Here is a 13,252-nt window from a genome sequence, read left to right as displayed (position 1 = left end):
TGCTACCGGTAAATTATACCGGCTCGACCGCCACAGTCTGGACGCGATTGCCCGGGATGAGCGCACATTTGCGGCAACGCAACAGCTACAGGTCGCCCGCGCTGCTGGCCGGCTGCCGGGCGCCGCGGCGTGCACGCAACACGAAGCGGGCCGGATCGAGCGCATCGACCAGTGTCATTTCCAGCGGCAGCGGCTCGCCTTCCAACTGGGCCGCCAGCAGTTCGGCTGCCAGCGGCGCCCAGATCAGGCCACGTGACGCATAGCCCAGGAGGCCGTACAGCCCCGGATGGCGCGGCACGTCGCGCAGGCGCTCGGTGCTGCCGACGGCGCCGAAGTCGGGCAGGCGGCCGACAAGCGGCAGGCGGTCCGGCGCCACGCAGCGGAACCCCACGCGCCCCGCCAGTGGCGCAGCATCCGCTGCGTGTGGATTGGACACCAGCGCGCGCAGGCGCGCCACGTTTTCCAGCTGGCTGCTGGCGCGCAGCGCGGGATCGGCGTCGAGGTCATAGGTCGCGCCGGCGCACAGCACGCCCTGCGCGGACGGCGTCAGGTAGGCTTCGCGGCACAGCACCAGCGGCAACTGCGGCGCTGCGCCCGGCGGCAGGTGCGTGACCTGGCCGCGCAGGGCCTGCAGCGGCAGATCGGCGGTGTGCGCCATGCGACGCGCGCCGGCACCGCTGGCCAGGACCGCCGTCGGGGCGGTGGCCAGCATGGCGCCATCGGGCGCGCGTGCCAGCCAGTTGTCGCCTTCTCGCGCCAGCGTCACGTCACCGGCACCGAAGCACCGCGTCAGGCGCGCGCCGCACGAGGCCAGCAACGCTTCGCAGACGCTGCCCGGACGCGCCCAGCCGCCTTGCGGGAACAGCCAGCCGCCATCCGGCGCCGGCAGGCCAAGCAAGGCCTCGGCCTCCGGGGATTCGAGCCAGCGCGCGAAATCAGGCGGGACGCTGCCATCGTTTGCGATGGCGCGCGAGACCGCCGCGTGATCGGCATCGCGCGCCAGTTGCAGTACGCCGCAAGGGGCGCCGTCGAACGCCTGGCCGACGCCGCCCAGCTGGTCCCACAGGCGCAATGCGTACAGGTAGGCGGCGCGCGTCAGGCGCGTCGGCACATTGTCGTCGCGCGACAGCAGCGGCATGAAGATGCCGGCCAGGTTGCCCGACGCTTCCATTGCCACCTCGGGGTGCCGCTCGATCAGCGTGACTTGCCAGCCGCGCGCGCACAGGCGCGCGGCCAGTGCGCAGCCGGCCAGGCCCGCCCCCAGCACCAGCGCGTGGCGGACGGGTTCCGGCGTGACGGGCAGGCGCGGTTTGCGGCTGGCGAAGATCGCGATGTCGTCGTTGTCGAATACGAAGCCTTGCGCTGCCAGAGCGGTTCTCTGCGCGTCATCCAGACCCGATGCAACCAGGCGCGCGCCAAGTGTCGTCAGGCGCGCCAGTGGTCGCGCAAAGGCGCTGCCGGCGGGGGCGTGCAGCCGGATGCAATCGAAGTGCGCATTGAGTTCGGCCAGCGCGCTCTCGAGCGGCGCGGCCAGCAGGTCGAGGGTGACGCCCGGCGTGACGCCAGCGTCGGCTTGCGGGATGCGGTGAAAGCCCGGCTGCAGATCGGGCGCCAGCGCCACGATGTGCAGGTGCTGCGGACGCTGCGGGTCGGCGCGCCAGGCCGCGACCAGCGCGGCAACGCGCGCGCCATCGCCATGGTCGCTGTCGAAGACGGTGTAGCGCGTGCGGCCACGCCAGTGGTCCTGCATCGGCATGTCAGCGCCGCGTGCGACAGATGCAGTCGCGGTCATGGTCATCGACCATGCCGATGCCCTGCATGTAGGCATACACGATGGTCGAACCGACAAACTTGAAACCGCGCTTGCCCAGGTCTTTCGACAGGCGGTCGGACAGGTCGGTGCGTGCCGGGCGGGCGCCGTCCGGCCAGTCGTTGACGATCGGCGCGCCGTCGACGAAGCCCCACAGGTAGGCGTCGAGCGTCAGGCCCTGCTCGCGCATGGCCAGGTAGGCCCGCGCATTGGTGATCGCCGCCGCCACCTTCAGGCGGTTGCGCACGATGCCGGGATTGGCCAGCAGCTCGGCCTTCTTGGCGTCGTCGTAGGCCGCAATCTTGTGCGCATCCCAGCCATCGAAGGCGGCGCGGTACGTGTCGCGCTTGTTCAGGATGGTTTCCCACGACAGGCCGGCCTGCGCACCTTCGAGATTGAGCATCTCGAACAGCGTGGTTTCATCGTGACATGGCACGCCCCACTCGTGGTCGTGATAGGCAATGTAGCGCGGGTTGGCCATATTGGCCCACGAGCAGCGGGTGATGGTCATCGCTTGGCGCCGCGCGGCGGCATCTGGCGCAGGCAGGCCAGCACGTCATCGACGCGGCCGGCAGCGACCAGTTGCGCAGGCGTGCTGTCGCCAAGCGCGGCCTGGGGCGTGGTCATCCAGACATCGGCGACGTCGATGCTGCCGAGCACCTGGCGTACCTCGTGCATGACCGCGTAATGGGTCTGCGCCTTGCTCGAATGGTCCTGGAAGCGGGCCTGCAAGGCGCTCATGCTGTCGGGAGAAAGACGTTCTGGATCGGTCATGGTGTGGGTCTCGGTGGCGTTGACGGCATCATACCTTGCGCCGGCGCGTGCCGGCCGGCCAGTGCGCCTCGATCACCTGCGCCAGCGCCGCCACGCCGCGCCGGATATCCTGTGGCGGCACTGCCGAAAAGCCCAGCAGCAGCCCCGGCGCCACCGCGCAGTCGGGCGTGGCGGCGGGGTTCGCAAAATACCCGAGCGGGCGCAGTTCGATGCCGGCGTCAAAAGCCGCCTGCGCCACCCGGGCTTCGACTGGAATGCGGCCACGCCCGTCAGGCCGGAAGTGCGTGCACAGGTCGAGCCCCGCATCGGCCGGGCCGCAGCGCAGGCGGTCGCCAAGCCGGTCGTCCAGCGACGTCAGCAGCACCGCGCGGCGCTCGGCATACGCGTCGCGCGTGCGTCGGATGTGACGCATGAAGTGGCCTTCGCCGATGAAGTCGGCCAGCACCGCCTGCGGCAGGATCGCGCTCTGGCGGTCGATCAGCGCTTTCGCGCGCGCCAGCGGTTCGGCCAGTGCCGGCGGCGCGACCACGTAGCCAAGTCGCAGCGCCGGGAACAGCACCTTCGAGAACGTGCCCACGTAAATGACGCAGCCGGCGCGGTCGAGGCTTTGCAGCGACGCCAGTGGCGGGCCGGTGTAGCGGTACTCGCTGTCGTAATCATCTTCGATCACCCAGGCGCGGTTGGCCGTGGCCCAGCGCAGCAGTTCGAGCCGGCGCGCAAGGCTCATCGTCGCGCCCAGCGGCAGCTGGTGCGACGGGGTGGCGAACACCATGCGCGCGTCCGGATAATGCAGCGCGCCGTAGGCCACATCCATCCCTTCGTCGGTCACCGGCACCGTGCACAGGCGCGCCCCGGCCACCTGCATCGGGGCGCTGGCGCCCTGGTAGCCGGGCGACTCGAGCCAGACCCCGTCGCCCGGCGCGAGCAGCAGTTGCGACAGCAGGTACAACGCCTGCTGCGAACCGGACGTGATAACGATCTGCGCCGGCTCACATACCACGCCGCGCGAGGCGCGCAGGTAAGCGCACAGCAGTTCGCGCAGCGGTGCATGGCCGTTGGCCATGCCATAGCCGAGGTAGGGACTGGCACGATGCGCGCGCCGCAGCTGGCGCGCTTCGAGCTTGCGCCACAGGTCGAACGGAAACAGGTCCAGGCCCGGCATGCTGGGGCGGAAAGCACGCGGCGGACCATCGCCCGGCGGCGCCCGGCCCATGGCGGTGGTCATGGCGAAGCCGCGCGCCGGCAGCGCCCGCAGCAGGCCCGCCGTCGGGCGCGGACGGCGCGCCAGCGGCAAGGCGTCATCGACAAACGTGCCCTGCCCCACGCCGCCACGCAGATACCCCTCGGCGGTCAACTGGTCATAGGCCGCCAGCACGGTCTGGCGCGACACGCCCAGCACGGCGCACAGCGTGCGCGTGGCCGGCAGCCGTGCGCCGGGGGCCAGCGCGCCTTGCAGGATGGCGTCCTTGAGCCGGGCGTACAGCTGGCGAAACAGGGGGATCTCGCTGCGCCGTTCGAGCGGGGTGGCGGCGATCAGGTCGTGGGCATGCATGCTGGGCAATCTTGAATTGGTACGCCCATCTTTACCGTAATTGGCTATTTTGAAAAGCCAATTTGCAGTTCAGGATGCAGGCTCACCCTGGAGACATATTGCATGTATTGCCCTGCCCGTTTTGCCCAGCCTGACAGCACCAGCCTGCACGACCTGATCGCCGCCCATCCACTGGGCATGCTGGTGACGCACCGCGATGGTGTGCCGGACGCCGATCACCTGCCATTTGATCTGTACGCCAGCGACGGGGTGTTGCGCACGCATGTCGCGCGCCGTAATCCTGTCTGGCAGCGCGACGGGCAGCAGGTGCTGGTCGTGTTTCGCGGGCCATCGGGCTATGCGACGCCGGACCGCGTGGAAAAAGAAACGACGGGTGGGCGCGTGGTGCCCACCTGGACCTACAACGTGGTGCATGTCCACGGGCGGCTGCACACAATCGACGAGCCGGCCTGGCTGCTGGCGCAGGTGACGCGCCTGACCGGCCGCATGGAACGCATGCAAGCTGAACCATGGGCGGTGCGCGATGCACCGGCCGATTACATCGACGCGATGCTGGGCGCCATCGTCGGCATTGAGATCGTGATCGAGCGGATCGAGGGGAAATGGAAAACCGAGCCGGCGCCACGGGTGCGATCCACCCTTGATGCCGGCCCGGTCAATACCGAACCTTAGTGGCTGGCGCCGGTCGTACCTGCGGCGCCCGAGCTGCCCGTGCTGCCCATCTTGCTGCCAGCGACTTGCTCGGCGTGCTTCAGGTGCTCCTGCACGACCGGGATGGTCTTGTCGACCTGACCCTTGACGTCCGCGTCCTTGGCCGCCTTCGACGCTTTTTGCAGCTTGGCCAGCGTTTCCTTGTGGGCTGCTACGCCGCCCTGCTTCGTATAGGCCTTGTCGAACGCAGTGCCGTTGGCCTTGTCCAGCTTGGCCGCCAGTGCCTTGTGCTTGGCGTCGAGCTCGGTCGGCAGGGTCACGCCCTTCGATTGCGCCAGCGTCTGCACTTCGGCCAGCGCCTTGCCATGGTCATCGACCATTTTCTGGCCGAAGGCTTTCACATCGGCATTCTGGCTCTTGGTTTGGGCCATTTTGCCCATTTCGACCTCGGCCATGTTCGACATCGCCATGTCCATGATCGCCTTGCGATCGGCAGCCGTCAGCTTGGCCGTGCCACTGGCGGTGGCGGCCGTCGCGCTGGCGCCCATCTGGGTGGAGGCGGTTTGCGCCTGGGCGCCAACCGAACCGAACATGGCTGCGGCGACCGACACGGCCAACAGGCGCTTGATGAATTGGGTTTTCTGCATGGTGTATCTCCTGGTTTTTGACATCGTGTATGTTCAGTCGATTCAATACTGCTTGTTGAACCCGCCGTGACAGTGGTTATCAACGAATCAACATCGAGTGCGCAGACTGTATACCCGTGTAATTGTTACCAGCGCTCGATAGCCAATAGGAAACTTTCAATCAAAAAATCCAGCCTCGATGGCTGGCTTTGTATCAACGAAACTGCAACGTTGCCGTCAGATCGCCCGGCGGACGGGCGCCGCGCCCTTCGAACGCGGCGTTGCGCACGGCCAGGCCTTCCAGCAGCGGCAACCCGTGCAGGCGCGTGATGAAGCGCAGCACCGAGGTCGTGTCATAGAAATTGTGGTCGACCGCGCCGCGCTTGGCATGCGGCGACACCACGATCGCCGGGATGCGCGAGCCCGGTCCCCAGCGGTCGCCCTTGGGCGGCGCCACGTGGTCCCACCAGCCACCGTTCTCGTCGAACGTAATCACGACCACCATGTCTTTCCACTGCGGTGACTTTTTCAGGTGCTCGATGACGTTGGCGACATGGGCGTCCCCCGACTCGATGTCGGAGTACCCGGCATGCAGGTTCAAATTGCCTTGCGGCTTGTAGAACGCGACCGCCGGCAGCTTGCCCGCAATGACGTCGGCAATGAAGCGGTTGGAGATCGGGCTGTCGCCCAGGCCGCCGTCGCGCAGATGGTTGGCGCGCGCTTTGGTTCCCGGGGCGAACTGCCTGAAATAATTGAATGGCTGGTGGTGATACTGGAAGTTCGGCTTCTGGCCGGCGCCGCGGCCATCGAGCGCCGCTTGCTGCCCGCCGCCATACCAGGCCCAGCTCACGCCGCGCCGGGACAGCAGGTCACCGATCGTGTCGTAGGTTTGCGGCGGCAGCACGCTGGCGTCCTGCGGATCGGCGTGCAGCGGGTCGCCATCGACCGCCGGGCGCACCCAGCTCGGCTGGTACGGCGGCGCCATCGTGTTGACGGCATACCCGTCCGGCGTCATTGCGCCGTTGCGCACGACCTTGGGCGGGCCTTCCAGCGCCGAGGCCGGCGAATCGGGGTCCAGCGCCAGGCGCACGCCCTGCGGGCCATCGGCCAGCACCGCGATCTTCGATTTGGCCGCGGTTTGCGCGGCATCGAAGTATTCCGGCACCCGGCCGCTGATCAGGAACTGGTGGTTCAGGTACGAGCCGCCAAACGCGGCCATGAAGAAGTTGTCGCACAGCGTGAATTCGCGAGCGATCTGCCACAGGCCGAGGTTCTTCGACGTTTCGCCGTAATAGCCCATCACCATGCCGCCGGCATCCGACCAGGCGGCAAAGCCGTCGTTGCGACCGCCATTGATCTGCATCTGGTTGTGATAGAACTGGTGCACCAGGTCACGCGTGACGATCGCTTCCGGCAAGGGCTTGCCGTCGCTGTCGGTCAGCTTGAACGGTGCGTTCGGCAGCGTGGTGAATTGCTTTTCGTCGATCAGGTAATCCTTGCCGCCGACATTCTGGCGGCCCGGCACCATGCCGCCCCAGACTTTGGGCAGGGTCGGCAGGACCGAACCATCGCGGTCACGCTGCTGCAGGCGCGCCGCAGGCACGCTCGCCAGAGGCTCGGCCAGGCCGGGGAAATCGGCAAACAGATTGTTGAAGCTGCGGTTTTCCAGGTAGATCACAACCACGTTCTTGACCCGGGCGCGCAGCTTGGCGTCGAGCGAAGGGCTGGCCGGCGCCCGGGCAGCAGCGGGCGCTGCACTGGCGACACCGGGCAGCGTGCCGGCGCCAGCCACCACGCCGGCGGCTGCGGCGGCCTGGAAGATGCGCCTGCGCGCGGGATTGCCTGGCTGGGTGGACGCGTCCGGTCCGGAATCTTGTTCGTGCACGTGCTGCTCCTGTCGCTGGCGGTCATGGCGACCGCAAAGCAGGCATTATCCGTGAGCTTTACAAAGGGAAACAAGCAAGAGAAAACGAATTCGTCCGGATCGTCAAACGGTTGTCACATTTAAGCAGCACAATGCAAGTGCTCCTTGGGAAGGGAACGCGGCAGCGCGAGCTGCCCTACCGGCGCCGGCGGTCGGGAAATATACCGGCACCAATTTATAGAGATGGACACCACGACACGGCCCCGACGCGGGCCGTGTCCCTGTCGGTGTCCTTCATGTCAGCTCAGCCGTACAGCGGCACCAGAATGTCGTAGGCATTGTCGGGCCGCGCGCCATCGTCGACGGTCGGCGTATAGCGGCGGTCGTACCGCTCCAGGCGTATCCCCTCTTCATCGGCTTCCATGCCCAGTTGCTCCATCGCGGCCGTGCCGGTCACGCGCGAGGCTTGCGCGTGCACCATCGGGCCGCGGTGCGTCATCAGGGCGTAGCGGCGCGCCGGTACGCGGATGCCGATCATGCCGGGCGGAAGCTGGTCCAGGTCAGCGACCTCGACCGCCACACATTCGACCTGCTCGCCATTGTCCTGCCGCAGCGTGACGCCATAGCGGACGCCGTTGTGCTCGCCCAGCTCGCTTTCACGGGCAAGGAATGCTTTCCAGACCTCGGGCAACTCCGTTTCAGGCGCTGAAGCTGGCACAACTGCGGGTAGCCCGGCGAGCTTCATTTCAGGTAGTGTGATGGTCGAGATGTGCATGATGTGGACTTCTAAAGAGACGAAAAGATTATAGGCTTATCGCTTCGGCAATATTAGCAACGTCGCAATCGTGCGCCTCGATTCCCGGACAAAATGGAGACAACCGTTGACCACTTCACTTAAAGCCCTGCTGAAAGAGCTGGAAACCTTCGGCGCCAGTCACGATGCGGCCCCCGAGAACCGTGCCAGCCGCATGCTCAACATCACCCACGATACCGGCGAGTTCCTGGCCGTTATGGTGCGGGCGATGGGCGCACGCCGCATTCTCGAGATCGGCACATCCAATGGGTACTCGACACTGTGGCTGGCCGATGCCGCCGCGGCCCACGATGGTCTGGTCACGACAGTCGAGCTGTCGCCGGCGAAGGTCGCGATGGCGCGCCATAACCTCGCGCGCGTCGGGCTGCAGGACCGGCTCCGTCAGGTCGAAGGCGACGCAAGCGATCTGCTGGCCGACGCTGCCGATGGGGCGTTCGACCTCGTCTTTCTCGATTCGGAGCGCACCGCCTACCTCGCCTGGCTGCCGCAGATCGCGCGCGTGCTGCGACCGGGCGGGCTGGTCGTGGTGGATAACGCCACCTCGCACGCGCAGGAGCTGGCGCCGTTCATGCAGGCGCTGCGCTGCGCGCCGGGCTGGAGCACCAGCCTGGTCGCGGTCGGCAAGGGGCAGTTTCTCGCCACGAAACACTGATTCCGGCGCCTGTGCAGTTCAGCCCCCGTTTCTTGCAATCCATCGCAAGGGCGGGGCTGCGGGGGGATGGCGTGCCTAGAATGGGCGTCATCAACTCACCGGAGAACATCATGAAACGTGCCGTCATCGTCGCCCTTCTGTCGCTCGCATCCCTCTCGATCCAGGCCGCCGAACAGGTGCGCAGCGTGACGCCGTTCAAGACCATCGATTCACAGGGCCCGGTGAGCCTGGTGGTCGAGGTGGGCAAGGCGTACTCGGTGCGGGTCGAGGGCAACCAGAAATTCATCGACCGCGTGAAGACCGACGTCGTCAACGGCGAACTGCGCCTGTCGTTCGCCGACAGGAACAGCAAGAACATCCATATCGACGATGGCGAACGGGTGGTCGTGACCATGCCTGAACTCACGAGCTTTCGTGGCGAAGGCGCCGGCCTGATGATCCTGAATAACGTGCGCACCGAGCGCTTCGACGTGAACTACCGCGGCGCAGGCAGCCTGCAAATGAACGGCAAGGTCGGCCAGTTGCGCCTGAATGCCGAGGGCGTGGGCGAAGTCGACGCCAGGGCCCTGATCGCACAGGATGCCGATGTGACCTTCCGCGGCATTGGCGACGTGAGCGTGCATGCCACCAACAAGCTCAACGCCAGTGTTCAGGGCCTGGGCAACCTGACCTATTACGGCAAGCCGGCATCGGTGAGCAAGTCGGTCTCGGGCATCGGCAACGTCACCGCCGCCAAATAACCATCACGCATTGACGAGATCGATCAGCACCTGCGCATGACACGGCGTGCCCGGTCGGCACCAGCATGCCAGGTCATGGCCGCGCAGCGACGCATGTGCCTGTTGCGCCACCTGCTGCCCCGCAGGATCGATCTGCAGCCACAGGCGATACGCCGCCACGGCTTCTTCGACTGTGGGCATCGCGATATAGCGCCCTGCGGGTGTGCCGGGCGCCAGCCCGGGCAGCACCGAAAACGGATTGCCCCACTTGCCAGGCCGCGCCACGGAGATCGTGTTGGGCGGCATGCGCCAGCCTTTCTTGCGGCTCAGTTGCACCCGTTGCGGCGTGGTGGTTGACGTCATGGTGATCCTCGTCGATGGCAGCACCGGCAATTCCGGCATCGACGATCATACCGTCGCCAGGCGCTCCTGCATCGACTGCGCACCTGCGTTGCCGCAGGTGGCGGACAGGAACTCCATCAGGCCCTGCAGGGTCTCCACGCGCGCGCGATAGAAGATGAAACGGCCCTGCTGACGCGGCGCGACCAGGCCCGCGTGCGTGAGTTCCTTCAGATGGAATGACAGGGACGATGCCGGCATGTCGAGGGTTGCTGCAATATGGCTTGCGGACTGGCCCTGGGGGCCGGCCTGCACCAGCAGCCGAAACGCGGCGAAACGGGATTCCTGGGCAAGCGCGGAGAGTGCAACGATGGCGAGATTGGTTTGCATGCGGTCATTCAAGGTTCGATTCAACGGTCCCGGACGCTTACACCGCCGGGCCACGGTTCGAATACTGTCGAATGACTTTGACAGGGTGATGACATGGAAGCCTGCCGGCGTCAATCAGCCACGCCGGCAGGCCCGTCATCAGGCCTGCTCGCGCTGCGCGTCGTCCATCAGCTCGTACCACATTGCATTGAGGACGGCGAAGGCAGCCGCGAGCGGCAGGCCGAGTAGCCAGGCGAAATACCACATGGTGAAGTCCTTTCTGGTTGCGTTATTCGTTCAGTTAATACGCGTGGCTCTTGCCGCCGCTGATATCGCCTGGCACCACCTTGCCCCACAAGACCTTGTAGACCCAGCTCGTGTAGACCAGGATCAGGGGCAAAAAGATGCAGGTTGCAACGAGCATGATGAACAGCGTCAGGTGGCTCGACGACGCATCCCATACCGTCAGGCTGGCTTGCGGCTGGATCGACGATGGCAAGATAAACGGGAACATCGATGCCCCCACGCTGAGCACGATGCCGGCGATCGACAGGCTCGACGTGAGCATGGCCACACCTTCCCGGCGTCGCACCAGCGCCATCAGGGTCAGCAGCGCACCGACGATGCCGGCTGCTGGCGCGAGCTGCGTCCATGGATGCGCGGCGTAGTTGGCAAACCAGCTGCCCGCCACGCCCGCCTCGACGGTCTTGAACAGTGGATTCGACGCCCCGCCCGTCACCACCGCGCTCGTGATGCGGTAACCATCGACAAAGCCCCACAACAGCACGCCGGCCACGGCGTACAGCACCACGGTGGCGATGGCAGCGCGGATGCCCCAGGCACGTGCACGGCTGGCCACCAGGCCATCGGTCTTGAGCACCAGCCAGGCCGCGCCGTGCATCACGAGCATGGCCACCGACACCAGGCCGCACAGCACGGCAAACGGATTGAGCAGGGCAAAGAAACCGCCCTCGTAGAAGATCTGCTGATCGGGCGCGAGGCGGAACGGCACGCCCTGCAGCACGTTGCCCATCGCGACGCCGAAGATCAGCGCCGGCACGAAGCCGCCGACGAACAGGGCCCAGTCCCAGGTCGCGCGCCAGGCGATGCTGTCACGCTTGCTGCGGTATTTAAAGGCGACCGGCCGCAGGATCAGCGCCAGCAGCACGGCCGCCATCGCCAGGTAGAAGCCCGAGAACGAGACCGCATACAGCTGCGGCCAGGCCGCAAAGATGGCGCCACCGCCCAGCACCAGCCAGACCTGGTTGCCTTCCCACACGGGGCCGACGGCATTGATGACGACCCGGCGTTCCAGGTCGGTGTTGGCGACAAACGGCAGCAAGGTGCCGGTGCCCAGGTCAAACCCGTCGGTGACGGCGAAGCCCACCAGCAGGATGCCCAGCAGCAGCCACCAGATGATGCGCAGCGTGTCGTAGTCGAGAAGCGTATGAAGAATCATGGTGTGTTACTCCGCAGTGATCATGGGCGCAGTGCGCATTGCCGGCGTGGTGCCGACCAGTGGGCTGTGGGTGCCCGGCGCGTGGGCAGGTTCGTCGTCCGGCCCCTTGCGAATGGCCTTGAGCATCAGTTTCATCTCCACGACAATCAAGATCGAATACAGCACGACAAAACCGATCAGGGTCGTCAGCACGGTCTGGATGCCAAGGTTCGACACCGCGACGGCGGTGGGCAGCACGCCTTCGATGGCCCACGGCTGGCGTCCCAGTTCGGCGACGATCCAGCCGGCTTCGGCAGCGATCCAGGGCAGCGGGATCGACCACACGGCCACCTTCAGCAGCCACGGATAGGCATCCAGACGGCGGCGCGCCGACAGCCAGAAGAACACGGCCGTGAGCACAATGAAGAACATGCCCAGGCCCACCATGATGCGGAACGACCAGAACAGCGGTGCGACCTGCGGCACGGTGTCCAGGGCCGCTTGCCGGATCTGCGCGTCGCTGGCCTGGCGCGGATCGTCCACGTAACGCTTGAGCAGCAGCGCGTAGCCCAGCACCGCGCTGTGCTCTTCGAAGCGCGCCTGCAGGGCCGGCGACACCGGTGCCCGGCCGCCGAGCGCGCGAATCTCTTCGAGCGCGCCATAGGCCACGATGCCCTGGCGCACGCGCACTTCAGCCAGCTTGACCAGATCATTGATGCCGGGGATCTCGTTCGACAGCGAACGCGTGCCGATCAGGCCCATCACCCACGGGATGTGGATCGCATAGTGCGTCTCGCGCGCGCCCTGGTCGGGAAAGCCGAAGGCGGTAAACGCGGCCGGCGCCGGCTGCGTCTCCCACATGCCTTCGATGGCTGCGAGCTTCATGTGCTGGTGTTCGGTTGCGAGGTAACCGCTTTCGTCACCCAGCACCACCACCGACAGCGAGGCGGCCAGGCCGAACGACGCAGCCACCGTCATCGAGCGCTTGGCCAGTTCGACATGGCGGCCCTTGAGCAGGTACCAGGCGGCGATGCCCAGCACGAACATCGCCGCGATCACATAGCCAGCCGACACGGTGTGCACGAACTTGGCCTGTGCCACCGGATTGGCCAGCACCGCACCGAAGTCCGTCACTTCCATGCGCATTGTCTGCGGATTGAGCGTGGCGCCGATCGGGTTCTGCATCCAGCCATTGGCGATCAAAATCCACAGCGCCGAGAAATTGGTGCCGAGCGCCACCAGCCAGGTCACCACCAGGTGCTGCACCTTCGACAGGCGATCCCACCCGAAGAAGAACAGGCCCACGAAGGTCGCCTCCAGGAAGAACGCCATCAGGCCCTCGATCGCCAGTGGCGCGCCGAACACGTCGCCCACGTAATGGCTGTAGTAGCTCCAGTTCATGCCGAACTGGAATTCCATCACGAGGCCCGTCGAGACGCCGATGGCAAAATTGATCCCGAACAGCACGCCCCAGAACTTGGTCATCTGGCGCCAGATGGGGCGCCCGGTCATCACATACACGGTTTCCATGATGGCGATGAGCATCGACAACCCCAGTGTCAGGGGCACAAACAGAAAGTGGTACAGCGCCGTCAAGGCAAACTGCAGTCGGGAGAGCCCGACAACGTCGAGATCCATGGTGAA

The 13,252-nt window shown here is 66.1% G+C and carries 15 protein-coding genes; 3 read left to right on the top strand and 12 right to left on the bottom strand.

Annotation, left to right across the window (positions count from 1 at the left end; translation table 11 throughout):
• Nucleotides 1-85: 85 nt before the first annotated feature.
• From mnmC1 to pdxR, 4 genes are read right to left on the bottom strand one after another with little or no spacing between them, the layout of a single operon-like run.
• The gene (gene mnmC1 / locus AC56LN_RS19500; RefSeq protein WP_499574235.1) at nt 86-1,792 is read right to left on the bottom strand and encodes an FAD-dependent 5-carboxymethylaminomethyl-2-thiouridine(34) oxidoreductase MnmC1; all 1,707 of its coding nucleotides are present in this window, start codon (nt 1,790-1,792) and stop codon (nt 86-88) included.
• Nucleotides 1,758-2,321 (bottom strand): DNA-3-methyladenine glycosylase I, encoded by a 564-nt coding sequence (locus tag AC56LN_RS19495; protein WP_499574233.1) that lies wholly within the window; start codon nt 2,319-2,321, stop codon nt 1,758-1,760. Before AC56LN_RS19495 ends, mnmC1 begins: the two co-directional genes overlap by 35 nt.
• Entirely contained in the window at nt 2,318-2,584 is a 267-nt protein-coding gene (locus AC56LN_RS19490; protein WP_499574231.1) for an antitoxin Xre/MbcA/ParS toxin-binding domain-containing protein, read from the bottom strand. Before AC56LN_RS19490 ends, AC56LN_RS19495 begins: the two co-directional genes overlap by 4 nt.
• Before the next feature lie 28 nt (nt 2,585-2,612).
• The gene (gene pdxR / locus AC56LN_RS19485) at nt 2,613-4,136 is read right to left on the bottom strand and encodes a MocR-like pyridoxine biosynthesis transcription factor PdxR (protein ID WP_499574227.1); all 1,524 of its coding nucleotides are present in this window, start codon (nt 4,134-4,136) and stop codon (nt 2,613-2,615) included.
• A gap of 102 nt (nt 4,137-4,238) precedes the next feature.
• Between pdxR and AC56LN_RS19480 the strand changes: the two genes are divergently transcribed.
• Nucleotides 4,239-4,808, top strand: coding sequence for an FMN-binding negative transcriptional regulator (locus AC56LN_RS19480; protein WP_499574225.1), 570 nt, complete (start codon nt 4,239-4,241; stop codon nt 4,806-4,808).
• Here the strand turns inward: AC56LN_RS19480 and AC56LN_RS19475 are convergent.
• The 3 genes from AC56LN_RS19475 to AC56LN_RS19465 form a co-directional block, all read right to left on the bottom strand.
• Nucleotides 4,805-5,434: a DUF4142 domain-containing protein gene (locus AC56LN_RS19475; RefSeq protein WP_499574223.1), complete on the bottom strand. Its 630-nt coding sequence runs from the start codon at nt 5,432-5,434 to the stop codon at nt 4,805-4,807. The genes AC56LN_RS19480 and AC56LN_RS19475 overlap by 4 nt on opposite strands.
• A 193-nt stretch (nt 5,435-5,627) precedes the next feature.
• A complete protein-coding gene (locus tag AC56LN_RS19470) occupies nt 5,628-7,298 on the bottom strand; it encodes an acid phosphatase (RefSeq protein ID WP_499574221.1) in 1,671 nt (556 codons plus the stop codon).
• A 283-nt stretch (nt 7,299-7,581) separates the two neighbouring features.
• Nucleotides 7,582-8,052 carry a GyrI-like domain-containing protein gene (locus tag AC56LN_RS19465; RefSeq protein WP_499574219.1) on the bottom strand — a complete coding sequence of 157 codons (471 nt, stop codon included), beginning with the start codon at nt 8,050-8,052 and terminating at the stop codon, nt 7,582-7,584.
• A gap of 106 nt (nt 8,053-8,158) precedes the next feature.
• On the opposite strand from AC56LN_RS19465, the gene AC56LN_RS19460 reads away from it, so the two are divergent.
• Nucleotides 8,159-8,743, top strand: a complete 585-nt coding sequence (locus tag AC56LN_RS19460) for an O-methyltransferase (RefSeq protein WP_499574215.1) — start codon at nt 8,159-8,161, stop codon at nt 8,741-8,743.
• Nucleotides 8,744-8,853: 110 nt separating this feature from the next.
• Nucleotides 8,854-9,483: a head GIN domain-containing protein gene (locus tag AC56LN_RS19455; RefSeq protein WP_499574212.1), complete on the top strand. Its 630-nt coding sequence runs from the start codon at nt 8,854-8,856 to the stop codon at nt 9,481-9,483.
• Nucleotides 9,484-9,486: 3 nt separating this feature from the next.
• Here the strand turns inward: AC56LN_RS19455 and AC56LN_RS19450 are convergent, their stop codons facing one another.
• The 5 genes from AC56LN_RS19450 to AC56LN_RS19430 form a co-directional block, all read right to left on the bottom strand.
• Nucleotides 9,487-9,825: a DUF4326 domain-containing protein gene (locus tag AC56LN_RS19450; protein WP_499574209.1), complete on the bottom strand. Its 339-nt coding sequence runs from the start codon at nt 9,823-9,825 to the stop codon at nt 9,487-9,489.
• Nucleotides 9,826-9,870: 45 nt separating this feature from the next.
• Nucleotides 9,871-10,191 carry an ArsR/SmtB family transcription factor gene (locus AC56LN_RS19445; protein WP_183554016.1) on the bottom strand — a complete coding sequence of 107 codons (321 nt, stop codon included), beginning with the start codon at nt 10,189-10,191 and terminating at the stop codon, nt 9,871-9,873.
• A 138-nt stretch (nt 10,192-10,329) separates the two neighbouring features.
• Nucleotides 10,330-10,437 carry a cytochrome bd-I oxidase subunit CydX gene (gene cydX, locus AC56LN_RS19440; RefSeq protein WP_482897127.1) on the bottom strand — a complete coding sequence of 36 codons (108 nt, stop codon included), beginning with the start codon at nt 10,435-10,437 and terminating at the stop codon, nt 10,330-10,332.
• A gap of 34 nt (nt 10,438-10,471) precedes the next feature.
• Nucleotides 10,472-11,629 carry a cytochrome d ubiquinol oxidase subunit II gene (cydB, locus tag AC56LN_RS19435; protein WP_499574206.1) on the bottom strand — a complete coding sequence of 386 codons (1,158 nt, stop codon included), beginning with the start codon at nt 11,627-11,629 and terminating at the stop codon, nt 10,472-10,474.
• Between the two features lie 6 nt (nt 11,630-11,635).
• Nucleotides 11,636-13,246, bottom strand: a complete 1,611-nt coding sequence (locus AC56LN_RS19430) for a cytochrome ubiquinol oxidase subunit I (protein WP_499574203.1) — start codon at nt 13,244-13,246, stop codon at nt 11,636-11,638.
• Nucleotides 13,247-13,252 lie beyond the last annotated feature (6 nt).

The sequence above is a fragment of the Telluria sp. ZT3P26 genome (assembly GCF_059686035.1).
This window is presented reverse-complemented; position numbering and strand designations above follow the sequence as displayed.